This window comes from Nocardioides deserti, assembly GCF_014266025.1.
Lineage (GTDB): Bacteria > Actinomycetota > Actinomycetes > Propionibacteriales > Nocardioidaceae > Nocardioides > Nocardioides deserti.
The window spans coordinates 61,118-84,648 of the sequence record NZ_JACMYC010000013.1 but is presented as its reverse complement, the minus strand read 5'-3'; the positions used below and the strand labels follow the sequence as shown (position 1 = coordinate 84,648).

The following is a 23,531-nucleotide window of genomic DNA, read 5'->3' as shown; positions in this document are numbered from 1 at the left end:
ACGTCGCCACCGAACTGAACAACAGACCCCGCAAGACACTCGACTGGGCCACCCCAGCCGAACGGTTCGAAGAACTACTCTGCGGCCACGAGATCAAGCGTGGTGCAACGACCGCCTGAAACCGCCGCCAGAATCGTCCGTTACTACCCCGGCGGAGGTCATTTTCGTCCGTTACTACCCCGACGACGTCCCCGATGGAACCGGACCGAGCGGGCGGGCGTGGGACGGGTGCCCGTCAACCAGCGCGGCCGCGCAGCAACCGGCGGCGGTCCTGCTCGCCCAGACGGCGACGCTGGTCGACGGTGGTGGTGGGGGTCCACCAGGCAGGCGGGTCGGCGGTCCAGCCCCGGGTGTCCTCCGGCTCGAACCGGGCACGCACCCGGGTCTGGAGCATCCGCGGCACCACCGTCCGCAACGGGTCGACGCGGTCGGCCGCGGTCATGGTGAAGTACTCCAGCCCGGCTCGGCGGAACTCGTGCTCCCGGTTGATGTCGGCCGTCCGTCGCCGGCGCTGCAGGTGGAGCGCTCCGTCGTACTCCCCGACCACACCGGCCTCCACGTCGAGCAGGTCCGGGGTGCCGATGTGCCGGCCCGCCCGGTCGAAGACCGGCGTGTTCATCAGCGGCGTCGGCAGCCCGGCATCGATCTCCCACACCAGCCGCATCTCGACCTCCATCGGGGACCAGCTGTTCTCCGACCCGAGCGCGATCGCCGCCCGACACTGCGGGATCCCGATCCACCCGTTCAACGTGTCGGCGTAGGCCTGCGCCTCCGCCCGGCTGACCAGGTCCGCAGCAGCGGCCATGTCGAAGGCGACCGTCGCAGCGCGCACGTCGGCGGCGTACCGCATCTCGAAGCACACCGAGCGCGCCGCCGTCGTGACGGCCAGTCCGTCGACGACCTCAGGCGTTTCGGGCGCGATCCGCTCGGACGTCACCTGCAGGCCCGGTTGCTCGCGGACCGCCTTCCGCAGCACGGCCAGCACCACCGGCCGGGACGGGCTGTCGATCGCGTCGCCGAAGTACTCCGCGCCCATCCAGCGCAGGGCCGCCCACCCCGTGACGCCGCCGTACGCCGGCAGCACCATGCCCGCCTCGGCGATCCGCTGCTCGACGGTGACCGGCAGGTCGGCCGGCAGGAAGTAGCCGCGCGTCGTCTGTCTCCAGGCGCGGCCGTACGCGCGGCTCGGCGGCGGACCGGTACGGCCGTCCGGGTCGATCCGCATCGGCCGCAGCACGTGCGGGCGCGCCGGATGGAACGGCTCGGGTCGCGGCGTGGTCGGCATCCCGCCATCGTGGCCGGATCCGCCGTCCGCCGTCGGCACTCATCCACAGGCCCTTCCGGTCGCAGCGCCGGTGCGAGGGCGGTCGTCGGGGTAGTAACGGACGCTTCTGACCGTTACTACCCCCGTGACGGACGTTTCTGCCCGCTACTACCCCGCCGGCGGGGTCAGGGCGAGATGACCTCGGAGGCGACGACGGAGCGGCGGGAGTGGTGGACGACGAGGGCGGAGGCGGGGTCCAGATGCGGGTCGGGGAGGTCGAGGGCGGCGAGGACGTGCGGGAGCACGGGGCGGTGGGTGCACAGGACCACCGGCGAGCGGGCGTCGAGCAGCGAGTCGACGAGGCGGCGTACGCCGTCGGGGGTGGCGTCCTCCTCGGTGAGCACCGGCTCCTCACGGAGCGGCAGGCCCGCGGCGCCGGCGTACGGCAGGACGGTCTCGACGCAGCGGACCGACGGCGAGGTGACCACCGAGGCGACGCCGTACGCCGTGAGCAGCGGCGCGAGGGCGAGTGCCTCGCCGCGTCCGGCGGGGGCGAGCGGGCGGAGCCGGTCGTCCTCGGCCCACTGCTTGCGCGGGTGGGCCTGACCGTGGCGCAGCACCACGAGCGGCACCGACCCGCGTGGGACGGCGAGCGCGGCGGTCAACGTGGCGCGGTCGTAGTCGTAGGTCATCCGCCCGGGCGCCTCCGACAGCGGCACCCACGCGACCCGGTCGATCTCGTCGCCGCAGGTGTGGCCGGAGACGTCGAGCGGCGCATCGGGGAGCACCCGGCCGAGCCAGTAGCGCACGGTCTTCGTCCGGGCGGCGCCCGAGCGGCCGACGACGGGATAGCGCTGGGTGGGCAGCGGCGGCCCGAGCCGCACCGGCAGGCCGGTCTCCTCGGCCACCTCGCGCACGGCGGCCACCGCCGCGTGCTCGCCGGGATCGAGCTTGCCCTTGGGGAAGGACCAGTCGTCGTACCTCGGTCGGTGCACCAGCAGCACCGACCTGCGCCCGTCGATGCGCCGGAGCACGACCGCTCCGGCGGACTGCACGTCCATGGCGGCTAGTCTCACACCCGTGCCGAGGCCGTGGAGATGGGTGGCGGTCGCCGTCGCTCTCGTCGTCGTCGCGGCAGCGGCGTTCGCCGGCTGGCGCTGGTGGGCACAGCGCGACACGACCGACCTGCAGCGGGCGATGTCCCTCGCGCCGGCGGACGCGGAGCGGTTCTCCTTCACCGACTGGGCCGCGGTCCGCGCCGAGCTCGGCAGCGATGTCGACGCCGACTCACCGAACGACGACGTCCGGGCGATGCTCGACGACGCCTTCGACGCCGACCTCGCCACCACGTCGGCGCTGGTGGAGAGCGCGGAGCCGCTGCAGAGCCGGTACGGCTTCTCCCCCGCCAGCCTCGAGTGGGAGCTGTTCAGCCAGGGCGCCGACGGCGCGGTCGTGGTCATGCGCGTCCCCGACGGCGGGACGGAGGCGGTCGCGGACCGCCTGCGCGAGCTGGGGTACGACGAGCCCGAGGACCACACCGACGTGTGGACCGGCGGCGACGACCTCGTCGCGGGCGTCGGCGTCACCCCCGAGCTCGCGCACGTCGCGCTCGACGAGGACGACGACCTCGTGCTGAGCAGCGACAAGGCCGACTACCTGCGCGGGCTGGTCGAGCGCGACGCCGACCGCGGCGTGGCCGACGGCGTCGAGGACGCGGTCGACCGGGCGGGCGACCTGCTCGCCGCGGCCGTCTACACCGGCGACAACGCGTGCAGCGCGCTGGCCATGGGCCAGGCCGACCCCGCCGACGCCGCCGAGGGCGAGCGGCTGGTGGACGAGGCCGGCGGGGTGCACCCCTTGACCGGTTTCGTCATGGGGTTCCGGCCCGGCGGCGACGTACGCGTCGCCATGGCGCTGGAGGACGACGACCGCGCCCGGCAGGACGCCGACGCCCGGGCCACGCTGGCGGCGGGACCGGCGCCGGGCCAGGGCGGCGACTTCGCGGACCGCTTCGACCTCGGCCGCGTCGCCGCCGACGGCAACGTCGTGACGATGGACCTCGAGCCGGTCGAGGGCAGCTACGTGCTGAGCGACCTCTCGACCGGCCCGGTCCTCTTCGCCACCTGCTGACCGCGCTGACGGGCTACCGGAACGTCCGCAGCCGCAGGCTGTTGGCCACCACGAACACCGACGACAGCGCCATCGCCGCCCCCGCCAGCATCGGGTTGAGCAGGCCGGCAGCGGCCAGCGGCAGCGCGGCGACGTTGTAGCCGAACGCCCACACCAGGTTCGACCGGATGGTGCCGAGCGTGCGGCGCGAGAGCCGTACGGCGTCCGCGGCGACCCGCAGGTCCCCGCGCACCAGGGTCAGGTCGCTGGCCTCGATGGCGACGTCGGTGCCGGCACCCATCGCGATGCCCAGATCGGCCTGCGCGAGCGCGGCGGCGTCGTTGACCCCGTCGCCGACCATCGCGACGACGCGGCCCTCGGCCTGCAGCCGGCGCACGTGCTCGACCTTGTCCTCCGGCATGACCCCGGCGACCACGTCGTCGATCCCGACCTCGCGCGCCACGGCCCGGGCGGCGCGCTCGTTGTCGCCGGTCAGCAGCACCGGCGCGAGCCCGAGCGCCCGGAACCGCTCGACCGCCTCGGCCGAGGTGTCCTTGACCCCGTCCGCCACCACGAGTACGCCGCGTGCCGCACCGTCCCAGGCGACGGCCACCGCCGTGCGTCCGGCCGCCTCGGCCCGGTCGACCGCGTCGACGAGCGGGTCCGGCAGCGGGTGTCCGAGCTCGGCCAGCAGCGCGGGCCGGCCGACCACGACGTCGTGCCCGTCGACGGAGCCGCGGACCCCGCGGCCGGGCAGGTTCGCGAAGTCCTCGACCGCGCCGGTGTGGCCGTCGGCGACCGCCCGCGCGATCGGGTGCTCCGAGGCCGACTCGAGCACGCCGGCCAGGCGGCGTACGTCCGCGGGGTCGGTGCCGTCGGCGGCGACCACGTCGACCAGCGTCATCCGCCCGGTGGTGACCGTGCCGGTCTTGTCGAGCACGACCGTGTCGACGCGGCGGGTCTGCTCGAGCGCCTCCGGCCCGCGGACCAGGATGCCCAGCTGCGCGCCCCGGCCGGTGCCGACGAGCAACGCGGTCGGCGTGGCCAGGCCCAGCGCGCACGGGCAGGCGATGATCAGCACCGAGACCGCCGCGGCGAACGCGGCCGAGGTCTCGACGCCGGTGCCGAGCCAGAACCCGAGCGTGCCGACGGCCAGCGCGATGACGATCGGCACGAACACCCCGGAGACGCGGTCGGCCAGCCGCTGGGCGCGGGCCTTGCCGCTCTGCGCCTCCTCGACCAGCCGCGCCATCTGCGCGAGCCGGGTGTCGGAGCCGACGCGGGTGGCGCGGACGACGAGCCGCCCGCCCGCGTTGACGGTCGCGCCGGTGACGGCGTCGCCGGGGCCGACCTCGACCGGCACCGGCTCGCCGGTGAGCATCGAGGCGTCCACCGCCGACGTACCGCTCTCCACCACGCCGTCCGTCGCGACCTTCTCCCCCGGCCGCACGACGAACACGTCGCCGACGACTAGCCGGTCGGCGGGCAGCGGGGTCTCCACGCCGTCGCGCAGCACGACGACGTCCTTCGCGCCGAGGTCGAGCAGCGCACGCAGGGCGTCACCGGCGCGGCGCTTGGACCGCTTCTCGAACCACCGACCGGCGAGCAGGAACGTCGTGACGCCGGCGGCGGTCTCGAGGTAGATGTTCGACAGCCCGTCCGTACGGTCCACGCTCAGCTCGAACGCGTGCGTCATCCCCGGGGCACCGGCGCTGCCCCAAAGCAGGGCGACCAGGGACCAGCCGAACGCCGCGGTCACGCCGACCGAGACCAGCGTGTCCATCGTCGTCGCGCCGTGCCGGGCGTTGGTGACCGCCGCCCGGTGGAAGGGCCAGGCACCCCACACCGCGACCGGCGCGGCCAGCGTGAGCGAGAGCCACTGCCAGTGCTCGACCTGCAGCGCCGGCACCATCGCCATCGCGATGACCGGCACGGTCAGCAGCGCGCTGACCACCAACCGGTTGCGCAGCGCGTCCAGCTCCGGGTCACCCCGGTCGGGCTCGTCCTGCGGCTCGTCGGTGCGCTCCGGCGGCAGCGCGGCGGAGTAGCCGGCTGCCTCGACCGTGCGCAGGAGGTCCTCCGGGGTGACGGTCTCGCCGAAGCGCACGCGGGCCTTCTCGGTCGCGTAGTTGACGCTCGCCTCGACGCCGTCGAGCTTGTTCAGCTTGCGCTCGATCCGGTTGGCGCACGAGGCGCACGTCATCCCGGAGATCGCGAGCTCGACGTCAGTGGTCATGGCTGTGCCCGTCCTCGCTTCCGTTCTTGTGGCCGCCCTCGTGCTCGCCCTCGTCGCCGTGGCTGTGCGTGCCGTGGTCGTGGCCGGCGCCCTCGACCTGCACGGTGAAGGCGGCGGTCCGCACCACACCGCCGTGCTTGAAGTCGAGGAACAGCCGATAGGTCCCCACCGACGGGAACGCCGTGGCGAACTCGGCCCGGTCGGTGTCCTCCGGGTGCACGTGGAGGTAGCCGAGGTCGCCGGCGCGCAGCGCGACCAGGTGGCCGGTGGCGCCGAGGTACGGCTCGAGGTCCACGACCTCGCCGTCCTTGCTCACCGTCGCGGTCAGGGTCGACGCGGCGCCGACCGTGAAGCCGCCGCCGAGGTTCACGTCGTACCCGTCGACGCTCGCGGCGAGCTGCTGCTCCCCCACCGGCTCGGGCTCGAAGCCACCCGGCACGAACAGGTCCGCGCCCAGCACGTGCGCCTCGCCGCCGGTCGGCTTGAAGTCGGCGAAGACCCGCCACGGGCCCGGCTCGAGGTCGACGTCGACCCGCCAGGTGCCGTCGGCGTCCATCGTCGGGTGGACGTGCTGGAAGCCGGTCAGGTCCCGCCGCACCACGATGAGGTGCAGCTCCTTCTCGTGCGCGACGTCGTACGCCGTCACCGGCCCGTCCTCGCCCTCGATCGTGAAGGCGAGCTCCTGCCGGCCCGCCGGCAGCGTGTCCTCGGCGAGGGTCAGCGTGTGGCCGTGCTCGCTGACCTGGAGCCCGGCGGCGACAGCCGCGCCGTGCTCACCGTGGTCGCCGTGCCCGCCCGCGGACCCGCCGGCGGACCCGGCCGTGGCGTCGTCCGCGTGGCCGTGGCCCGCGGAGTCGGCGGCCACCGTGTCCTCGTCCGGGCCGAGCCAGCGACCACCGGCCCAGCCGGCCGCCAGGACCAGGGCCAGCACGGCGACGAAGCCGGCGACCCGCGTCGACGTACGCATCAGGTCAGCTCGTACCCGGCCTCGGCCACCGCTGCCGCGACCGCGGACCGCTCGATCGGCTCGGCGCTGGTGACCACGACCTCGCCGCTGGTGTGGTCGGCGGTGACCGACTCGACCCCGGCGAGCTCGCCGATCTCCTCGCGGACCGACGCCTCGCAGTGGGCGCAGGTCATGCCGGTGACGGTCCAGGTGGTGCTCGTGCTCATCTCGTCTCCTCGGTGCAGGTGCTCGGTGCTGGTGGTCGTGCTGGTGGTCGTGCTGGTGGTCGTGCTCAGGACTTCACCAGGCGCGTGATCGCGGCCATGGCTTCCTCGACCTTCTCGGCGCCCTCGGCGTCCCCGGCGCGCGCCGCGTCGACGACGCAGTGGCGCAGGTGCTCGTCCAGCAGGCCGAGCGAGACCGCCTGGAGGGCCTTCGTCATCGCGGAGACCTGGGTGAGGATGTCGATGCAGTACTGCTCCTCCTCCACCATCCGCTGCAGCCCGCGCGCCTGCCCCTCGATGCGGCGCAGCCGCTTGAGGAAGTCGTCCTTCTGCGACAGGTAGCCGTGCTGGTGCTCGTGCCCGGGTGCTGGGGTCTGGTCGTCCATACCTCGACTATACCCGTAGGGGGTACCCCTATCCAAGCCCGCGTGACGAACCAGACATGCGACGAGCCCGCCGGACCGGGTGGTCGGGCGGGCTCGGGTGCGCCGGCGTGGGTACGCCGTGGCGACGGCGTCAGTCCTTGCGTCAGTCCTCGCGACGCGGCGGGGCGACGCCGAGGATGCGGTCGATCTCGTCGTTGCTCAGGTGCTCCTCGGACTCGCTCGCGGCGATGATCAGGTTGGTGGTCAGCTCGACCTCACCGAGCAGGTCGGCGTCCTCGAGCGTCACGTCGAACTGGTCGTGCACGCCCGCCTCCGTCTGCCCGCTCGTGGCCTGTCGTTCCTCGCTCATCCGCACTCACCTTCCCGCGCCACTCTACGGTCAAACCTTCCGCGCCACCGTGGCCCGGACGGGTGGTTCCGTCCCGACCCGATCCGGCTCCCGCCGGCCCGGGACGCGAGGTCGCGGACGGGGCACGAAATGGCACGAGGCCCCACCCGTGCGGGTGGGGCCTCGTGTGAGACCTGGGCAGGTGCTGCCCGGCGCTCCGTGCTGCTACGAGCGAAGCTCGCAGGGATCAGACGGGGCGGACGTTCTCGGCCTGGGGACCCTTGGGGCCCTGGGTCACGTCGAACTCGACCTTCTGGTTCTCGTCCAGGGACTTGTAGCCCTGGGTCTGGATCGCCGAGTAGTGCACGAAGACGTCGTCGCCGCCGTCCTCCTGCGCGATGAAGCCGAAGCCCTTCTCAGCGTTGAACCACTTCACGGTGCCCTGAGCCATTGTGCTCATTCCTCTTTCGTCGGGGCGAGAGCCGCCACCTCGGCGGCCCGCACCAGATGCGGTGACACGTCGCTCCGACCCGTGATTGGTTGCACCACAGAACAGAAACGCCGTTGGATCACAAACTCCGCGGGCGTCAGACCAGCTGGAACTTGCACCTGTTGCAGGCACGACAGTACCAAGCCTGGGCCGGTTGCAAACCTTTCGGAGCGACTTCTGTGAAAGCAGCACGTGAAGGTCGTGCGACGGGGGCGTGACGGAGACCCCTGACAGGCCCCCCGGAGACGTCCGGGAGACCTACGGAGAGCCGGGCACCGGGACTCCGGAGGACCGGCTGGTCCCCGTCTCCCAGCCGGCCGGCGCGCCGCCCGAGGAGCCCTCCCGGGCCTGCACGACCAGCACCACGATGGTGGTCAGCACGATGATCGCGGCGAGGACCGCCAAGGTGATCTTGACGGCCGACCACGGACGGTCACCGGTCACCTTGCCGGTGTTGGCGTTGACCATGACCTGCCACTGCTTGCCGCCATGGGTGTACGTCGCCAGCCACAACGGCAGCAGCACCAGCTTGAACATCACCGAGGCGTAGGAGGTGTCGACCCGCGAGATGCGCTGCTCGTCGCCGCCGATGTCGCGACGGACGTCGTCCTCGATGACCTCGGCCATCTCGGCGCGTGCGGTCTGCGAGCCGTCCTGCGGGTCGACGTCGTAGCGCAGCGCGGAGTACCCCGACAGGTACTCCGGCTGGTACGCCACCCCGGTGTCGAGCTGCCACGGACCCATCTCGTCGAGGCGCTTCGGGTCGAGCCGGGTCGTCGCCGGCACCAGCACGTCGTCGAAGTCCCGCGCCACCCGGCCGGAGGCCCGGGACCAGCGGGTCTCGCGGTCCTGGTAGGTCTCGGTCCGCGTGCCGCCGTTGCCGTCGGAGACGGTCCGGGTGCGGGTGACGTAGTAGTGGTCGCCGCGCTTGCCGGTGTAGTGGCTGCTCGTCCGGGCGTCGAAGGTCCAGTGCGGCACGTAGGTGCCCTGGAGCGAGTGGGCGCTGCCGACCTTCTTCAGCGAGGTCGGCGCGAACCAGCGCGAGCCCACCCACTCCTTGAACGCCGCCTGGGCCCCGTCCTTCGCGACCGCGAACGGCACGACCCCCTCGGGCGCGACGAGGCCGTCGGGCGACGAGAGCACCACGAGGTGGCCGGTGCAGAACTGGCAGGTCTCGGCCAGGTCGGTGGTCTCGACCTGGGCGCCGCACCCCTCGCAGCGCAGGACCTGCCCGCCGAGCGAGGCGACCCGGACGTGGGCGTTGGCGGCGATCCAGTCCTCGAAGGAGTGCTCGTCGACCGTGGTGTCCTCGCCGGCCTCGATGGTGCGGGACGCTCCGCACGCGCCGCAGGTCAGCACCGTCGTGCCGGGCGCGTAGGTGACCTGCGAGCCGCACGAGGGGCAGGACGCGAACAGCACGTCCGCCGGGTCCACCCGAGCCGGCCCGGCGTCGGACGTCGCGTCGGGCGCCGCAGCCTGCGGCGGGAGCGGCGGCGGCTCCCCGGGACCGGTCTGCGGGAGCGGCGGCGGCGTACCGGTCATCTCAGGCCTGCGGCGGGAGCGGCGGCGGGGTCGCGGCGAACAGGCCCGCGAGGTCGGGGACCTGGCCGGCGGGCTGCCACGCGGCCATCCCGTCGCGCCAGACCAGCGTCTCGGCGCTCAGCTGGCCGCCGGCGACCTTGGCAGGCAGGGCGGCGGCGGCGAACGGGCCGGCCTGCTGGCCATCGAACGCGACGTACCACTGCGCGCCCGGGAGCGGTGGCGGTCCCGCGGGGGCGACGGGCGCAGCGGCGGCCTGCCCGGCACCGGCGACGGCGCCCGCTGCGGCCTGTCCGAGCCCCATGCCGACGACCATGCCCGCGCCGGAGCCGGCGGCGCCGGGGTTGTTCGCTGCGTCCTCGAGCGCGGTCGCCGCCTGGAACTGGGTGAAGGCGCCGAGATCGCCGACGATGCCCATCTGGCTGCGCTTGTCGAGCGCCTTCTCGACCTCCGGCGGGACGGAGATGTTCTCGATGACGAAGCGCGGCAGCGCGATGCCGTACTCCGCCAGGCTCGCCGACAGCGTCCCGACGAGGGTCTTGGAAATCTCGGCCTGGTTGGCGGCGAGGTCGAGCATCGGGATCCCGGCGCCGGCCAGCGCGGTGGTGACCGCCTCGACGATGACCTGGCGGAGGAACTCCTCGACCTCGCCGGTCACGAAGTCGGGGTCCGAGCCGACCAGCTGCTGCAGCAGCGCCGAGGGATCGGTGACGCGCAGCGCGTAGGTGCCGAAGGCGCGCAGCCGCACGATGCCGAACTCGGCGTCGCGGACGGTGAAGGGGTTCTGCGTGCCCCACTTCATGTCGGTGTACTGCCGGGTCCCGACGAAGTAGACCTCCGCTTTGAAGGGCGAGTTGAACCCGTACTTCCAGCCCTTGAGCGTGCTGAGAATCGGGATGTTCTCGGTCGTCAGCTCGTAGGTGCCCGGCGAGAAGACGTCCGCGATCTGGCCCTCGTCGACGAACACCGCCATCTGGCCCTCGCGGACGACGAGCTGGGCGCCCATCTTGATCTCGTTCCCCTGCCGCGGGAACCGCCACACGATCGTGTCCCGCGTGTCGTCGAGGAACTCGACGATGTCGATGAACTGTCCCCGGACCTTGTCCATGAAGCCCATGTGCCGAGTGCCCTCCTGTGTCGGCCTGACGGCCGCGGTCGGCGCCGCACACGGTCCGGTCGGGCCGTCGGCGCACGGCGTGTGCGTTCGTCGGGATCGTACGGCGGATGGCGCCGGGCCGACCGGGAACGCGCGCACCCGGCTCCGGCGTGCCGGAGGCGGCCTCCCGCGACGGGGTTCGGGAGAGAGTCCCCTAGGGTCCGGAGGGGTACGGCATGGTCGTGCCGTCGGTCCGCCTGCTCCTGCTGCCCCTGGTGGTCTGCGGCGTGCTGCTCGGCCTGCCCCTGGGCCTCGGTCCGGCCGCCGCCACCGTCGACGGCGACCAGCCCCGCGTCGTACGCGTCGGCACGGAGGGGGTCTACCCGCCGTTCAGCTACCGCGACCCCGAGTCCAACGAGCTGACCGGCTTCGACGTCGACGTCGTCCGGGCCGTTGCGGAGGAGGCGGGCTGGGACCTGCGGTTCACCGAGGCACCGTTCGACGCGCTCTTCCCCGCCCTGGACACCGGGCGGCTCGACGTCATCGCCAACCAGGTGACCGTCACGCCCGAGCGCGAGGCGCGCTACCTGTTCAGCACGCCGTACACCTACTCCCGTGGCGTCATCGTCACCGCCTCGGACACCGACGACATCACCACCCTCGAGGACCTCGAGGGACGGACGACCGCGCAGACCGCGAGCAGCAACTGGGCGGCGGTGGCCAAGGACGCCGGCGCGGAGATCGACTACGTCCAGGACTTCGGCCCGGGCGTCGAGCTGCTCGTCCAGGGCCGCGTCGACGCGATCGTCAACGACAACATCGCGGTGCTCGACTACCTCGCGACCTCCGGCAGCGACGAGGTGAAGATCGCCGGCCCGGCCGGCGACGAGGTCCTGGCGCAGGCGCTGGCCTTCACGAAGGCCGACGCGGAGCTGCGCCAGGAGGCCGACGACGCCCTCGCGGCGCTGCGGGAGGACGGCACGCTCGAGCAGATCTCGGAGGACTACTTCGGCGCCGACGTGACCGTCGAGGGCGGCACCACCGACGTGGACGTGGAGGCCTCCGACACCCGGACCCGGTCGGAGGTCGTCCAGGACACGGCGTGGCCGATGTTCGTCGGTCTGCTGCGCGGCACCGTGCCGTTGACCCTGGCGAGCTTCGTCCTCGGCCTCGCGCTCGGACTGGCCGCGGCCCTCGCCCGCCTCTCCGGCATCCGCCTCCTGGACTGGACCGCGCGGGTCTACATCTCGGTCATCCGCGGCACGCCCCTGCTGGTGCAGCTGTTCATCGTGTTCTTCGGCCTGCCGCAGCTCGGTGTCGACCTCGACCCCTACCCCGCGGCGATCATCGCGCTCAGCCTCAACGTCGGCGGCTACGCCGCGGAGATCCTGCGCGCCGCGATCCTGTCCGTCCCTCGCGGGCAGTACGAGGCCGCCACGGTCATCGGCATGGACTACGGCCGGTCGATGCGGCGCATCGTCCTCCCCCAGGCCGCCCGGATCGCCGTCCCGCCGCTCTCCAACACACTGCTCTCGCTCATCAAGGACACCTCGCTGGCCTCCCTCGTCCTCGTGCCCGAGCTCTTCCGGGAGGCCCAGGTGACGGCGGGCGCCACGTTCGAGTACCTCCCGCTCTACGCGCTCGCGGCCCTGTACTTCTGGGTGGTCTGCTACCTCGTCAGCCTGGCGCAGGGGCCGCTCGAACGACGACTGAGCAGGTACGTGGCATGAGTGAGCTGATCGAGGTCCACGGGCTGGAGAAGTCCTTCGCCGAGCAGCGGGTCCTGCGCGGGGTGGACTTCACCGCCACCGCGGGCACCGCGACCGCGGTCCTCGGACCGTCGGGCTCGGGCAAGACGACCCTGCTGCGGTCCCTGAACGTCCTGGAGGCCCCCGACGCCGGGACGGTGCGCATCGGTGACGCACGGCTGAACTTCGCGGACCCACCGGCCGGCAAGGCGGCGTACCGCCGTGCGGTCAAGGCGCTGCGCGCCCGCAGCGGCATGGTCTTCCAGTCCCACCACCTCTTCCCGCACAAGACCGTCCTGCAGAACCTCCTCGAGGGCCCGGTGCACGTGCAGGGCCGGGACCGGGAGGAGGCCACCGAGGACGCCCGCGCGTTGCTGGCTCAGGTCGGCCTGGCCGGTCGGGAGGACGCCTACCCCTCACAGCTCTCCGGCGGCCAGCAGCAGCGGGTCGGCATCGCCCGGGCGCTCGCGCTGCGGCCGGAGGTGCTGCTGCTCGACGAGCCCACCTCCGCGCTCGACCCCGAGCTGGTCGGCGAGGTGCTCGACGTCGTCCGCGACCTCGCCGAGCAGGGCTGGACTCTCGTCATCGTCACCCACGAGGTCCGCTTCGCCCGCGACGTCGCCGACCAGGTGCTGTTCCTCGACGGCGGCCGGGTCGCCGAGCGCGGCGGCGCCGAGGTGCTCACCGACCCGAGGGAGGAGCGGACCCGGCGGTTCCTCAGCCGGGTGCTCGACGCGGGCTGACGCGGCTGGCGCCGGCGCCCTGGTCCAGCGCCGCCGAGCGGAGGGCAGCCGGGGCGGGGCGGCCTGGGCGTGGGGGCCGGCCGCCGCCGGGCTACCCTCCCCGTGACGCGCTCGCCGCACGGCGACGCCGCGTCGCGGGCCCCTAGCTCAATGGGCAGAGCAGGAGACTTTTAATCTCTTGGTTGTGGGTTCGAGTCCCACGGGGCCTACCTGACGCGGGTCGCTCGCAACATGGGCAAGACAACCCGCCGACGACGTCGATCCCCCTCGGCACACCGTCGCGCTGCAGGTCAGGTCCTTTCCGCCTGCTCACGGAGCCAGTCGATGAGGACGCGGTTGGTGCGCAGGCCGAGGTCGACCTGGGCGGCGAACGGTTCGTCCGGTTCGAGCGCGTCGCGCAGCGCCCGCAGCTCGCGGTCCTGCTGCTCGACGTAGGCCAGGTCCCGGTCGAAGACCGTTCGTCGCTCGTCGGGTGCGAGCAGCTGACCGAGGAACAGCCGCAGGGCACTCTCGTTGCGTTGGCTGCGATCCGGCTCCTCAAGGACCAGCCACCGCTCGAGCTCCTCGCGACCCGCATCAGTGATGTCGTAGGTCTTGCTGTTGCGGGCACCACGTGCCACCACCTCGACCATGCCGGCTTCCTCGAGCTTGGCGAGCGCGGGATAGATCTGGCTGTGCTGCGCGTGCCAGGCGGTTCGCAGCGAGAGGTCGAACCTACGGGTCAGCTCGTAGCCCGTCGACGGACTGCGAGCGAGCAGGCCGAGGACCGCGTGGCGCAGAGACATGATCGGACCCTACCGTCGACATCTCGATTGACATGTCGTTTCCAACATGTCACTTTTCACATGTGAACCCTGCTGACCAGCCGATCCGGCGCCGCGCCCTGCTGTGGGCGGCGGTGGTGTCCGGCCTCCTCCTCGCGATGCTCGACCAGACGATCGTGGGCACCGCGCTCCCGGGGATCGTCGACGACCTGGGAGGCCCGGGCTGGTACGTCTGGGCCTTCACGGCCTATCTCGTCCCTGCCACGGTGCTGCTCACGGTGGCGGCCCGGCTCTCGGACCGTCACGGCCGGCAGCGGGTGCTCCTCACCGGGATGGGACTCTTCGTCGCCGGTTCGACCGTGTGCGCGGTGGCTGGGTCCATGCCGGTGCTCACGGCCGGCCGCGCCGTCCAGGGCGTCGGTGCAGCGGCGTTGGAGGCGCTGTCGTTCATCGTCGTCAGCGAGCTGTCGGGGGCCGGCCGCAGCGGCGCCGGCCAGGCAGCCATCAGCGCCGTCATGGGGTTCAGCTTCGTGGCCGGGCCCCTGGTCGGCGGCTTGCTCACCGACACCGTGGGGTGGCGCTGGGCGTTCCTGGTCAACGTCCCCATCGGCCTGGTCGCCATGGTCGCGGTGAGCCTGGCGCTTCCTGCAGCGTTCGGGCGCCGTGAGTCGCGGGAGACGCCCCTGGACGTCCTCGGCATCGCAGCGCTGTCGTTGTCGGTCGGAGCCGTCCTGGTCGGTGTCAACCGGCACCAGGAACTCGGTTCCTGGACGAGCGCGACCACAGGCGGAGCCGTCGTCCTCGGTCTGGTCGGCCTGACGTTCTTCACGTTCGTCGAGCGCCGGGCGGTCGCGCCCGTCATCCCCTTGAGGGTGTTGACCGACCGCGTCTCCGGGTCGCTCATCCTCGCCGGCGCGTTCGCCACGACCGGCCTGTACGCCTGCGTCCTGCTGGTCCCGCGCTGGTACCAGCTCGACCAGGGGACCAGCGCCACCGGGTCGGGCCTGCGGGTGTACCCACTGCTCATCGGCCTCCTGATCGGTGTCAACATCGGGGCGGTGGCGGTGGTGCGCCGCCTCGACGTACGCGGCCCCCTCCTCGTGGCCGGCGCGGTCGCTCTCATCGGTGCCGGGGGGTTCGCCCTCCTCAGCGGCGACTCCCCCACATGGGCACCACTGGCGTCGATGGCGCTCCTCGGCCTGGGGATGGGCCCGGCGCTCTCCGGCCTGCAGATCGCCATCGGCCGCACCACCGCTCCCGGCGACCTCGGAGCAGCGATGGGGACGCTGCTGCTCGGCCGCCAGGTCGTCGGGGTCGTCGCCCTCACCGCCGCGGACGCGCTGTACCGCAGCCACGCGACGACCCACGAGGCGGCGGCTGCCACGGGTCACGGCGTCGCGTGGGTGGCCGGCACGGGAGCAGTCGTCGCGGCTCTCGCCCTGGTGGGTCTCCGCGACCGGCTCCCGACTCCCACCCTCACCGCCGAGGACGGCCCCTCCCAGGCGGGTCGGTCGGCCGCTCCTGCCTCGCGGGCAGCGGCGGGCGCGACCTGACACCCGCGTGCCGCCGGGATGCGCGGTCCACCGAGCCCGGGGGCGGGCTCGCGGCGTGCATGACCCTGGGCCTGCCCCACCGCCGATGTCGGGTCGAGGTCAGACCGGTCGACGGGGAACGCCGCGCGACGCGCTCAGCTGGACCGCGTCGTGGGTGCCCCGGGTCCAGCCGAAGGTCTCGGCCATCGCCTCGAGCTCCCGGTCGAGGGTGGTGTCCGCCGTCGGGTCAGGCGTGGTCGACGACGACGACGTGCAGCGTGCGGGGGCCGTGCACGCCCTCGACCCGGTCCAGCTCGATGTCGCTGGTGGCCGAGGGGCCGCTGATCCAGGTCATCGGACGAGCGGCGTCCAGCCGCTCGAGCGCGTCCGGCACGTCGGGGACCACCTGCTCGGCGCGGACGACGCACACGTGCCGGTCGGGCACGAGCGTGATCGCCCGCCGGCCCTGACCGGGTCCGTGGTCGAGGACGATCGTGCCCGTCTCGGCGACACCGACCGCGGCTTCCGTCACGACCGCGTCGACCGCGTCGAGCTCCAGCGCGCTCAGGCCGGGGCCGTCGGCACCGTCGACGACGGCACCGGGCACCTCGAACGACAGCCCCGCCGGCACGACGACGCGGCCGGACCCGTCCGGCAGGTGCCGCGCCAGGGCGGCGGCAACGGTCGCCTCGAGGTCGGCGGGGGTGCACCGCTCGACGACGGCACGGTAGTGCTCGACCCGGTCGGCGAAGTGCCCGACCAGGTCGGGCACGGGAGCGATCCGGGGCGCGGACGCCTCCGGCGCGGTCCGGTCGACCCCGGCCAGGGCGGAGCGCACCCGACCGAGGATCTCGTCGCGGGCAGACGTCATGAGGAACCCTCCTCGCCGCGACCGCCGTCGGTGCGGCGCCACCAGGCGCGGAACGACTCCGCCGGAGGCGCCGGCAGGTCACGGGCGCCGGTCCAGGCGGATGCGCCCGGGCCGGCGATGCGGCCGGCCGCCGAGCGGCCGCCCGGCAACGTCGTCCGCCCGAAGCGGGTGAGCACGCGGCCGGCGACGCCGGACGCCTTCTCGACCCAGCCGAGCCGGCGACTGTCGCCGAAGGACCAGGCCGCGGCCTTCATCGCCACCGCTTCCGCCTTCGGGACCGTGTCGCCGCGGTGGCCGTCGACGACCTTCGAGCGCAGGTGGACCAGCACCTCGGGGATGTCGATGCGGACCGGGCAGACCTCGAAGCAGGCGCCGCAGAGCGACGAGGCGTAGGGCAGCGAGTCGGTCTGTTCCCCCTCGATGCCAGGCCGGCCGGTGCCCTTCATCAGCGGGTTGAGGATCGCGCCGATCGGCCCCGGGTAGACCGAGCCGTACGCGTGCCCACCGGTCCGCTCGTAGACCGGGCAGGCGTTGAGGCAGGCCGAGCAGCGGATGCAGCGCAGCGCCTGGCGGCCGACGTCGTCGGCCAGTGCGCGGGTGCGGCCGTTGTCGAGGAGCACGACGTGCACCTCCTGCGGGCCGTCGCCGGGCGTGACGCCGGTCCAGGTGGAGGTGTAGGGGTTCATCCGCTCGCCGGTGGAGGATCGCGGGAGCAGCCGGAGCAGCGGGTCGAGGTCCGCGAAGGTCGGCACGACCTTCTCGATGCCGACGACGCTGACGAGCACCTCGGGCAGCGTGAGGCACATGCGGCCGTTGCCCTCGGACTCGACCACGACCAGCGTGCCGGTCTCGGCGACCGCGAAGTTCGCGCCAGAGACGGCGACCTTGGCGCGCAGGAACTTCTCCCGCAGGTGCTCCCTCGCCGCGCCCGCGAGCACGGCGGGCTCATCGGTCAGGTCGGCGGGCGCCGGTCGGCCGACGTCGCCCATGGCGCGCAGGAAGATCTCGCGCACCTCGGCCCGGTTGCGGTGGATGGCCGGAACCAGGATGTGGCTGGGCAGGTCGTCGCCGAGCTGGACGATGAGCTCGGCGAGGTCGGTCTCCCACGCGGCGATGCCGTGCTCGGCGAGCGCCTCGTTCAGCCCGATCTCCTGGGTGGCCATCGACTTGACCTTCACGACCTCGTCGGCGCCGTGGTCGCGGGCGACCCGGGCGACGATCTCGTTGGCCTCGGCGGCGTCACGGGCCCAGTGGACCGTGGCGCCGCGGGCGGTCAGGGACTCCTCGAGCCGGACCAGGTGGGTGTCGAGGTCGCGCAGGGCGGCCTCCTTGACGGCCGCCCCCGCGAGCCGCAGCTCCTCCCACTCCTCGACCTCGCCGACGACGGCCGCCCGCTTGGCGCGGATGGTCGAGGTGGCGTGGGCGAGGTTGTGGCGCAGCTGGGTGTCGGCGAGCGCGCCGCGAGCGGCGGTGGGGAACGCCGGCATGCCGACGAAGGTGGCGCTCATCGCTGCTCCTCCCGAGCCCGCTCGACCTGCGGGTGGCCGGACGGGCCGCCCACCCCCTCCTCGGTCGAGGCGAGGACCTCGGCGAGGTGCACGACGCGTACGCCGGCCTGCTGGCGCGACAGCACGCCGCCGACGTGCATCAGGCAGGAGTTGTCGCCCGCGACCAGCACCTCGGCGCCGGTCCCGCGCACGTGACGGGCCTTGTCGGCCCCCATCGCCACCGAGGTGTCGGCGTTCTTCACGGCGAACGTCCCGCCGAACCCGCAGCACTGCTCGGCCTGCGGCAGGTCGACCAGCCGCAGGCCGCGGACGTTCTCCAGCAGCCGGCGCGGCCGGTCCCCCACCCCGAGCATCCGCAGCGAGTGGCAGGTCGGGTGGTAGGTGACGGTGTGCGGGAAGTACGCGCCGACGTCGACCACGCCGAGGACGTCGACGAGGAACTCGGTCAGCTCGTAGACCTTCGGGGACGTCTCCGCGACCGCGGCGGCCAGGCCCGCGTCGCCGGAGCGGCGCGCGACCAGGCCGTGCTGGTGCCGCGCCGAGCCGGCGCACGAGCCGCTGGGCGTGACGACGGCGTCGTACCCCGCGAAGGCGTCGACGAAGGTCCGCACCACCGGCACCGCCTCGTCGAGGTAGCCGGTGTTGACCATCGGCTGCGCGCAGCAGGTCTGCGCGGCCGGGAACTCCACGTCCACGCCCAGCCGGCGCAGCAGCCGCACGACCGCCTTGCCGGTGTCCGGGAACATCGCGTCGTTGACGCAGGTGACCATCAACGCGACGCGCATGTCCCCACCCTCGCACCTCGGTCCATCAGCTGGTCAGCTTCCTCTCCACGTAGGGCACGACCCGCACCGGGCCGACCAGTCCGTACGCCTGGCGCGTGGCGACGCCGTACACCTCGGGGGTCACGGTCCGCAGTCGGTTGATCAGCGTGCTCGTCACCTCGACCTCCACGACGTTCCGCCCGGCACGCAGCAGGTGGCCGAGGTCGACGGTGGTGTCGAGGACGTCGCACGGTGGCAGCGCCTTGCCGTTGACGGTCACCCGGAAGGTGTCGTTGACCTCGCCGAGCTCCAGCAGCGCGCCGTCCTCGCTGCCCCAGTCGTCACCGAGGTCGATGATGGTGCGGTAGCGGCCGACGCCGGAGACGTCCTCGAGCCCCGGCACCTGCGACCACGGCGCGAGCGTGGTGAGCTCCGCGCGGCGCAACGGGCGCACGGTGTCGGTGGCGGTGCGGCCCGGCTGCCAGTCCTCGACCACGAGCTCCCACGGGCCCGGCACGACCGGCTCGCGCACCCGGTCGACCGTCGTGGCCAGCTGGCGTCCGGTGGCCAGCGTGGCGGTGTGCCGGCCGGCCGTGGCGGTCCGCAGCAGCAGCGACCGGTCGTCGCGGCGGACATCGCCGGTCGAGGCGACCACGGCCGGGGTGCGGTCGGAGGGATGGGCGGGTCCGAGCGCGACGACGGTCGACTGACCGGGCAGCAGGTCGACGTGGACCCGCACCCGGTCGCCCTGACGCTCGTACGCCGCGACCGGAGTGATCGTGCCGGTCCAGGCGTCGAGGACGTAGGGCACCGAGTCCGCGCGGCTCGCGGTCAGCCACACGTCCTGGGTGACCCGGGAGAGCCTGCGGTTCTCGGCGTGCTTGGCGTTGGCGAGGTAGTACAGGTCGACGCCGTCGACGACCCGGCGCACGTGCATCACTGTCGAGGAGTCGTGGACGACGTCTCGCTCGATGCCGAGGTCCGCCAGTGCGCCCGGGATGTCGTTCTGGTCGGCGACCACCCGGGTGGTCGGCCGGCCGATGACCTCGGCCAGCAGCCTGCGGACCTCCTCGATCTCGCCGTCCTGCGCGAGCCCGACGGGCTGGACCTGCGTCCAGTCGCCGAGCAGCACGATCGGCAGGCCGGCGCGGGCGAAGTCACGCAACCGACGGGCGGCGGCGACCTCGACGGTCACCTCCTGTCCGCGGAACTGGTCCGGCCCCGCGATCAGCACCTTGTACGCCGGACCGTCCGGCGCCAGCACACCGTCACGGACTTCGACGCCGGGCAGGTCCAGGACCGCCGCGGTCGCGAACCCGTGGCTCCAGCCGAGCGGCACGCCGTCGCGGGTGGTCCAGAACGGGCCGATGCCGGTCGAGGCCCAGCCCTTCTGCCGCAGGAAGACCATGTCGTACGTCGGGCGGCCGGTCTGCAGCACCAGCTGCGTGCGGGCGAGGTACGCCGCGACGTCGGGCATGTGCCGCCACTGCGGGGTCCGCGGGCCCCAGGCCTCGCCGTACCCGATCGCGCCGTTGTAGTAAGGCGAGAACGCGGCGAAGCCGGGCCACGTGACACCCGGTGCGTCGGCGTAGGCGAAGCCGTGCAGCACTGCCTGGTTCACGCCGGCGGCGAAGATGCTGTTGAGCGTCTGCAGCGCGCGGTCCCAGGTGGTCTGGTAAGCCGCACCGAAGTAGCAGGCGGCCTCGGAGGACAGGATGGTGCGGCCGCCGAGGTCGCGCCCGCCCGCCATCACGCGGTAGTCGTCGAGGTTCTTGAACCCCAGCGACTCGGTCTCCGGCTCGTCGACGAGCGCAGAGTGCTCGACGGTGTCGGTCTCGAGGCCGTAGGGCTGCACGCGCAGGCCCATGCCGAGCGAACGGGCGAACGCCTGCAGCGGCAGCAGGTGGTGGTCGCGATAGAGGTCGGAGAGGACCTGGTTGAAGTCGTCGCGCACCCGGGTGGTGTCGGTGCCGCCGAAGGTGAACTGGTACTTCTCGTCCAGCTCGACGACGACCGGGAGGAACGGCAGCAGGTCGTAGCCGGCACGCGCGCGGAACTCCTCGAGCATCCGCGGCGTCCAGATGGTCGTGTCGGTCTCGATCTCCAGGGAGTCCTCGAAGAGGTGGCCGCCAGCCTTGCCCAGCAGTCGACGCATCTCCCGGTCGAGGACCCGGTCCTCCCACAGCGAGATGACCGCTCGGGACCCGGCCGCGGAGAAGTGGTCGACGACGTAGGACTTGGGGTTCGTGTGCGGGCCCGCCTCCGGCTCCTGGGCCGAACCACGCACCCAGTACGACAGGACCACCCAGCTGCCCTCGGCGGGGGCGGTCCAGCGGACCCGCCCGTCGGTGACGTCGGCGGTCAGGTCGACCAAGGAGTCCTGGTGGAGCAGCGTGCCGTTGCGGTCGGTGGCCCCGGCGCGGAAGGCCTGCACGGCCAGCAGGTCCTGCCGGGTCACGCCGGCGTGCGGCTCCTCGAGCGGCGCAGGCACCGGGCCGTCGTACGTCGTGCCGCCGGCGACGTCGGCGCGGCCGTGCGCCAGCTCCGTGCACGCCGCCTCGTCGTCGGGGGTGATGGTCGGGACCGCGGCGGGCCACGAGGGGCCGACGGTGATGTCGATGCGCACGTCGCGCTTGGCGCCCTGGCTGAGCGCCGCCTTGACGCCCCCGACCCAGGCAGGGGAGCCCCAGCCGTAGCGGTCGAGGTCGATCTCGATGTCGCGCGCCCGCAGCGAGTGGGTGACGTCGGCGACCTCGAGGATGCCGAAGCCGGCGTCGGCGACCTGGTCCACCTCGCGGGCCACCTCGACGGGGTCGACCGCACCGTGCGGCCACCACCAGCGGAAGCCGGCGGCGGTCTCCGTGCCCGGCGCCTCGAAGGCCCTCACCAGGTCGCGAGGCAGCGACCCGGGGTGCGGCTTGCTCGGAGCGGCGGACGCGGTGGTGGTCCCGCCGACCACGGCGGCGACACCGGCGGCCGCTGCGGCGGCACCGAAGAGCGAACGACGGCGGACGGCGAGCGTGGGGGGCTGGCTCATGGGATCTCCCGGAAGATGGGTGGTGCGGCGGCAGGGGTTCGTGTCGCGCGGGGGTGCGCCGGTCCGGGCCCGCGGCGCACACCGGCGGCCCGAGGGCGGGCCTGCGGTGGACACTCGCGTCACGATCCTATGAATCGTTTCAGCGGTCCCGGCGGCCCGACAGTAGGTTCGTGACAGCCGTCACGTCAACGGCTCGGGGCGGTCGTGGCCGCATCCGGACAGCAGGCAGCTCAGATGTGCCCGTCGCGCACCGCCCGGACCACGACCTCGATCGTGGTGTCGACGCCGAGGCCGTCCGCGAGCGCTCGCAACCGCCGGCGCGCCGTGCGCGAGGAGATCCCGAGCTGTCGCGCCGCGGCGTCGACGGTCTGCCCGCGCGCGAGCAGCCCCAGGAGGTCGCGCTCGTGCAGCTCGGGGCGCCACGACTCCTCCGGAGAGCTGCTCACGACGCGGCGGTCGCTCAGCTGCTCGCGACGCGAGCCTCGGCGGCGTCCCAGTCCAGGCCCGAGCGGGGCTCGAACCGGTGCAGCTCGTGGGTGCGCCGCACGAGGTCGCGCATGGCAGCCAGGTCCGGCAGCGCCGCACCGAGGGCACGCGCCTGCACGAGCACGTTGCCGAGCGCTGCGGCCTCCGACGGCCCGGCGAGCACCGGCAGGCCGGTGGCATCCGCCGTCAGCTGGCACAGCAGGTGGTTCTGCGCTCCCCCGCCGACCACGTGCACCACCGTCGGCGCTCGGCCCGCGAGCTCCGCCGCCGCGCGCAGGTGGCGACGGTAGGCCAGGGCGAGGCTGTCGAGGATGCACCGGGTGACGGCGACCGGCGTGCGCGGCACCGGCTCCCCGGCCTCCTCGGCGAGCCGCGCGATGCGCGCGGGCATGCTCGTGGCGGCCGACGTGCCCGGCGGCAGCAGCCGGGGGTCGTTGATGTCGACGACGGTGCGCAGCGGCGGCGCGTCGGCCGCGCCGGCCAGGAGGAAGGGCAGGTCGGCGCCGGCGATCCGCTCGTCGGCCCACGAGCGGACCGACTCCGAGAGCACCCACAGGCCCATGACGTTCTTGAGGAACCGCACGGTGCCGTCGACGCCGCCCTCGTTGGTGAAGTCGGCCAGGCGCGCCGCCTCGGTGAGCACCGGCTTCTCCAGCTCGAGCCCGACGAGCGACCAGGTGCCCGAGGAGATGTAGGCGAAGTCGTCCTCGGTCGCCGGCACGCCGACGACCGCGGACGCGGTGTCGTGGGAGCCGACCGCCACCACCGGCAGGTCGGGCGTCGACCCGAGCTGGGCGGCGACCTCGGGCAGGACCGTGCCGACGAGCTCCCCCGGCTCGCGCAGCGGCGGGAGGACCGCCCAGGGCAGGCCGACCCGGGCGGCGAGGTCCGTGGCCCACGTGCGCGAGCGGACGTCGTACAGGCCGGTGGTCGAGGCGTTGGTGCGCTCGGCGCCCACTGCACCGGTCAACCAGTAGCCGAGCAGGTCCGGGAGCAGCAGCAGCGTCTCGGCCGCCTCCAGCGCCGCCGTCCCGCGGGCCGCCACGAGCTGGTAGACCGTGTTGAACGGCAGCTGCTGGAGCCCGGTCGTCGCGTACATCTCCTCCGCACCCACCTGCTGGAGCACCCTCGCCGCGACGCCGTCGGTGCGCGAGTCGCGGTGGCTGTAGGGGTTGCCGAGCAGGTGGCCGTCGCGGTCGAGCAAGCCGTAGTCGACCGCCCAGGAATCGATCCCGATCCCGTCCAACGGCCCCGTGCGCGCCACCTCCTTGACGCCGGCCAGCACCTCGCGGTGGATGCCCAGCACGTCCCAGAACAACGAGCCGTGCGCGCGCACTCCTCCGTTCGGGAAGCGGTGCGCCTCCTCGAGGTGCAGCGAGCGCGGCCCGACCCGCCCGGCCATCACCCGGCCGCTGGTCGCACCGAGGTCGACCGCGGCGACCCGGACCGCGTCGCTCATC

General features: G+C 73.4%; 21 protein-coding genes and 1 tRNA gene. 5 read left to right on the top strand and 17 right to left on the bottom strand.

What is annotated here, in order from left to right:
* Positions 1 to 235 precede the first annotated feature (235 nt).
* Entirely contained in the window at positions 236 to 1,285 is a 1,050-nt protein-coding gene (locus H7344_RS16665) for a hypothetical protein (RefSeq protein WP_186347127.1), read from the bottom strand.
* Between the two features lie 164 nt (positions 1,286 to 1,449).
* Positions 1,450 to 2,325 (bottom strand): NUDIX hydrolase, encoded by an 876-nt coding sequence (locus H7344_RS16660; RefSeq protein ID WP_186347126.1) that lies wholly within the window; start codon positions 2,323 to 2,325, stop codon positions 1,450 to 1,452.
* Between the two features lie 19 nt (positions 2,326 to 2,344).
* Here H7344_RS16660 and H7344_RS16655 point away from each other — a divergent pair, with 19 nt between their 5' ends.
* Complete coding sequence (locus tag H7344_RS16655; protein WP_186347125.1) at positions 2,345 to 3,394, top strand: hypothetical protein; 1,050 nt, start codon at positions 2,345 to 2,347, stop codon at positions 3,392 to 3,394.
* A 13-nt stretch (positions 3,395 to 3,407) separates the two neighbouring features.
* Here the strand turns inward: H7344_RS16655 and H7344_RS16650 are convergent, their stop codons facing one another.
* The 8 genes from H7344_RS16650 to H7344_RS16615 form a co-directional block, all read right to left on the bottom strand.
* The gene (locus H7344_RS16650; protein WP_186347124.1) at positions 3,408 to 5,609 is read right to left on the bottom strand and encodes a heavy metal translocating P-type ATPase; all 2,202 of its coding nucleotides are present in this window, start codon (positions 5,607 to 5,609) and stop codon (positions 3,408 to 3,410) included.
* Complete coding sequence (locus H7344_RS16645) at positions 5,599 to 6,576, bottom strand: hypothetical protein (protein WP_186347123.1); 978 nt, start codon at positions 6,574 to 6,576, stop codon at positions 5,599 to 5,601. The genes H7344_RS16650 and H7344_RS16645 overlap by 11 nt, the downstream gene beginning before the upstream one ends.
* Positions 6,576 to 6,782 (bottom strand): heavy-metal-associated domain-containing protein, encoded by a 207-nt coding sequence (locus H7344_RS16640; RefSeq protein WP_186347122.1) that lies wholly within the window; start codon positions 6,780 to 6,782, stop codon positions 6,576 to 6,578. The genes H7344_RS16645 and H7344_RS16640 overlap by 1 nt, the downstream gene beginning before the upstream one ends.
* A 65-nt stretch (positions 6,783 to 6,847) precedes the next feature.
* Entirely contained in the window at positions 6,848 to 7,165 is a 318-nt protein-coding gene (locus tag H7344_RS16635; RefSeq protein ID WP_186347121.1) for a metal-sensitive transcriptional regulator, read from the bottom strand.
* Positions 7,166 to 7,307: 142 nt separating this feature from the next.
* On the bottom strand, positions 7,308 to 7,514 hold the full coding sequence (locus tag H7344_RS16630; protein WP_186347134.1) for a hypothetical protein: 207 nt from the start codon (positions 7,512 to 7,514) through the stop codon (positions 7,308 to 7,310).
* Positions 7,515 to 7,740: 226 nt separating this feature from the next.
* A complete protein-coding gene (locus tag H7344_RS16625; RefSeq protein WP_056863399.1) occupies positions 7,741 to 7,944 on the bottom strand; it encodes a cold-shock protein in 204 nt (67 codons plus the stop codon).
* Between the two features lie 297 nt (positions 7,945 to 8,241).
* Entirely contained in the window at positions 8,242 to 9,525 is a 1,284-nt protein-coding gene (locus tag H7344_RS16620; RefSeq protein ID WP_186347120.1) for a hypothetical protein, read from the bottom strand.
* A 1-nt stretch (position 9,526) separates the two neighbouring features.
* Positions 9,527 to 10,639 (bottom strand): SPFH domain-containing protein, encoded by a 1,113-nt coding sequence (locus tag H7344_RS16615; protein ID WP_186347119.1) that lies wholly within the window; start codon positions 10,637 to 10,639, stop codon positions 9,527 to 9,529.
* Positions 10,640 to 10,854: 215 nt separating this feature from the next.
* Between H7344_RS16615 and H7344_RS16610 the strand changes: the two genes are divergently transcribed.
* The 3 genes from H7344_RS16610 (at position 10,855) to H7344_RS16600 (ending at position 13,318) form a co-directional block, all read left to right on the top strand.
* Positions 10,855 to 12,348 carry an ABC transporter substrate-binding protein/permease gene (locus tag H7344_RS16610; RefSeq protein ID WP_186347118.1) on the top strand — a complete coding sequence of 498 codons (1,494 nt, stop codon included), beginning with the start codon at positions 10,855 to 10,857 and terminating at the stop codon, positions 12,346 to 12,348.
* Positions 12,345 to 13,109 carry an amino acid ABC transporter ATP-binding protein gene (locus H7344_RS16605; protein WP_308423370.1) on the top strand — a complete coding sequence of 255 codons (765 nt, stop codon included), beginning with the start codon at positions 12,345 to 12,347 and terminating at the stop codon, positions 13,107 to 13,109. The genes H7344_RS16610 and H7344_RS16605 overlap by 4 nt, the downstream gene beginning before the upstream one ends.
* A 136-nt stretch (positions 13,110 to 13,245) precedes the next feature.
* Positions 13,246 to 13,318, top strand: a tRNA-Lys gene (locus tag H7344_RS16600).
* A gap of 81 nt (positions 13,319 to 13,399) precedes the next feature.
* Here H7344_RS16600 and H7344_RS16595 read toward each other — a convergent pair.
* Positions 13,400 to 13,894 (bottom strand): PadR family transcriptional regulator, encoded by a 495-nt coding sequence (locus H7344_RS16595; protein WP_186347117.1) that lies wholly within the window; start codon positions 13,892 to 13,894, stop codon positions 13,400 to 13,402.
* Positions 13,895 to 13,956: 62 nt separating this feature from the next.
* Here H7344_RS16595 and H7344_RS16590 point away from each other — a divergent pair, with 62 nt between their 5' ends.
* Complete coding sequence (locus H7344_RS16590) at positions 13,957 to 15,426, top strand: MFS transporter (RefSeq protein WP_186347116.1); 1,470 nt, start codon at positions 13,957 to 13,959, stop codon at positions 15,424 to 15,426.
* Positions 15,427 to 15,652: 226 nt separating this feature from the next.
* Here H7344_RS16590 and H7344_RS16585 read toward each other — a convergent pair whose 3' ends face one another.
* The 6 genes from H7344_RS16585 to H7344_RS16560 all read right to left on the bottom strand — a co-directional run bounded on the left by H7344_RS16585 (position 15,653) and on the right by H7344_RS16560 (position 23,530).
* Entirely contained in the window at positions 15,653 to 16,276 is a 624-nt protein-coding gene (locus H7344_RS16585) for a LutC/YkgG family protein (protein WP_186347115.1), read from the bottom strand.
* Complete coding sequence (locus tag H7344_RS16580; protein WP_186347114.1) at positions 16,273 to 17,784, bottom strand: lactate utilization protein B; 1,512 nt, start codon at positions 17,782 to 17,784, stop codon at positions 16,273 to 16,275. The genes H7344_RS16585 and H7344_RS16580 overlap by 4 nt, the downstream gene beginning before the upstream one ends.
* On the bottom strand, positions 17,781 to 18,569 hold the full coding sequence (locus tag H7344_RS16575) for a (Fe-S)-binding protein (RefSeq protein ID WP_186347113.1): 789 nt from the start codon (positions 18,567 to 18,569) through the stop codon (positions 17,781 to 17,783). The genes H7344_RS16580 and H7344_RS16575 overlap by 4 nt, the downstream gene beginning before the upstream one ends.
* A gap of 25 nt (positions 18,570 to 18,594) precedes the next feature.
* The gene (locus H7344_RS16570) at positions 18,595 to 21,585 is read right to left on the bottom strand and encodes a glycosyl hydrolase (protein WP_186347112.1); all 2,991 of its coding nucleotides are present in this window, start codon (positions 21,583 to 21,585) and stop codon (positions 18,595 to 18,597) included.
* A gap of 230 nt (positions 21,586 to 21,815) precedes the next feature.
* Positions 21,816 to 22,031 carry a helix-turn-helix domain-containing protein gene (locus H7344_RS16565; RefSeq protein ID WP_186347111.1) on the bottom strand — a complete coding sequence of 72 codons (216 nt, stop codon included), beginning with the start codon at positions 22,029 to 22,031 and terminating at the stop codon, positions 21,816 to 21,818.
* 14 nt (positions 22,032 to 22,045) lie between these two features.
* On the bottom strand, positions 22,046 to 23,530 hold the full coding sequence (locus tag H7344_RS16560) for a rhamnulokinase (protein ID WP_186347110.1): 1,485 nt from the start codon (positions 23,528 to 23,530) through the stop codon (positions 22,046 to 22,048).
* Position 23,531: the final 1 nt, after the last annotated feature.

Excerpts from the sequence above, each read along its gene's own strand:
- H7344_RS16625 (WP_056863399.1), bottom strand. The coding sequence starts at position 7,944 with ATGGCTCAGGGCACCGTGAAGTGGTTCAACGCTGAGAAGGGCTTCGGC.
- H7344_RS16605 (WP_308423370.1), top strand. The coding sequence starts at position 12,345 with ATGAGTGAGCTGATCGAGGTCCACGGGCTGGAGAAGTCCTTCGCCGAG.
- H7344_RS16570 (WP_186347112.1), bottom strand. The coding sequence starts at position 21,585 with ATGAGCCAGCCCCCCACGCTCGCCGTCCGCCGTCGTTCGCTCTTCGGT.
- H7344_RS16660 (WP_186347126.1), bottom strand. The coding sequence starts at position 2,325 with ATGGACGTGCAGTCCGCCGGAGCGGTCGTGCTCCGGCGCATCGACGGG.
- H7344_RS16635 (WP_186347121.1), bottom strand. The coding sequence starts at position 7,165 with ATGGACGACCAGACCCCAGCACCCGGGCACGAGCACCAGCACGGCTAC.
- H7344_RS16585 (WP_186347115.1), bottom strand. The coding sequence starts at position 16,276 with ATGACGTCTGCCCGCGACGAGATCCTCGGTCGGGTGCGCTCCGCCCTG.
- H7344_RS16620 (WP_186347120.1), bottom strand. The coding sequence starts at position 9,525 with ATGACCGGTACGCCGCCGCCGCTCCCGCAGACCGGTCCCGGGGAGCCG.
- H7344_RS16630 (WP_186347134.1), bottom strand. The coding sequence starts at position 7,514 with ATGAGCGAGGAACGACAGGCCACGAGCGGGCAGACGGAGGCGGGCGTG.
- H7344_RS16610 (WP_186347118.1), top strand. The coding sequence starts at position 10,855 with ATGGTCGTGCCGTCGGTCCGCCTGCTCCTGCTGCCCCTGGTGGTCTGC.
- H7344_RS16575 (WP_186347113.1), bottom strand. The coding sequence starts at position 18,569 with ATGCGCGTCGCGTTGATGGTCACCTGCGTCAACGACGCGATGTTCCCG.
- H7344_RS16645 (WP_186347123.1), bottom strand. The coding sequence starts at position 6,576 with ATGCGTACGTCGACGCGGGTCGCCGGCTTCGTCGCCGTGCTGGCCCTG.
- H7344_RS16665 (WP_186347127.1), bottom strand. The coding sequence starts at position 1,285 with ATGCCGACCACGCCGCGACCCGAGCCGTTCCATCCGGCGCGCCCGCAC.
- H7344_RS16595 (WP_186347117.1), bottom strand. The coding sequence starts at position 13,894 with ATGTCTCTGCGCCACGCGGTCCTCGGCCTGCTCGCTCGCAGTCCGTCG.
- H7344_RS16640 (WP_186347122.1), bottom strand. The coding sequence starts at position 6,782 with ATGAGCACGAGCACCACCTGGACCGTCACCGGCATGACCTGCGCCCAC.
- H7344_RS16560 (WP_186347110.1), bottom strand. The coding sequence starts at position 23,530 with ATGAGCGACGCGGTCCGGGTCGCCGCGGTCGACCTCGGTGCGACCAGC.
- H7344_RS16650 (WP_186347124.1), bottom strand. The coding sequence starts at position 5,609 with ATGACCACTGACGTCGAGCTCGCGATCTCCGGGATGACGTGCGCCTCG.
- H7344_RS16615 (WP_186347119.1), bottom strand. The coding sequence starts at position 10,639 with ATGGGCTTCATGGACAAGGTCCGGGGACAGTTCATCGACATCGTCGAG.
- H7344_RS16580 (WP_186347114.1), bottom strand. The coding sequence starts at position 17,784 with ATGAGCGCCACCTTCGTCGGCATGCCGGCGTTCCCCACCGCCGCTCGC.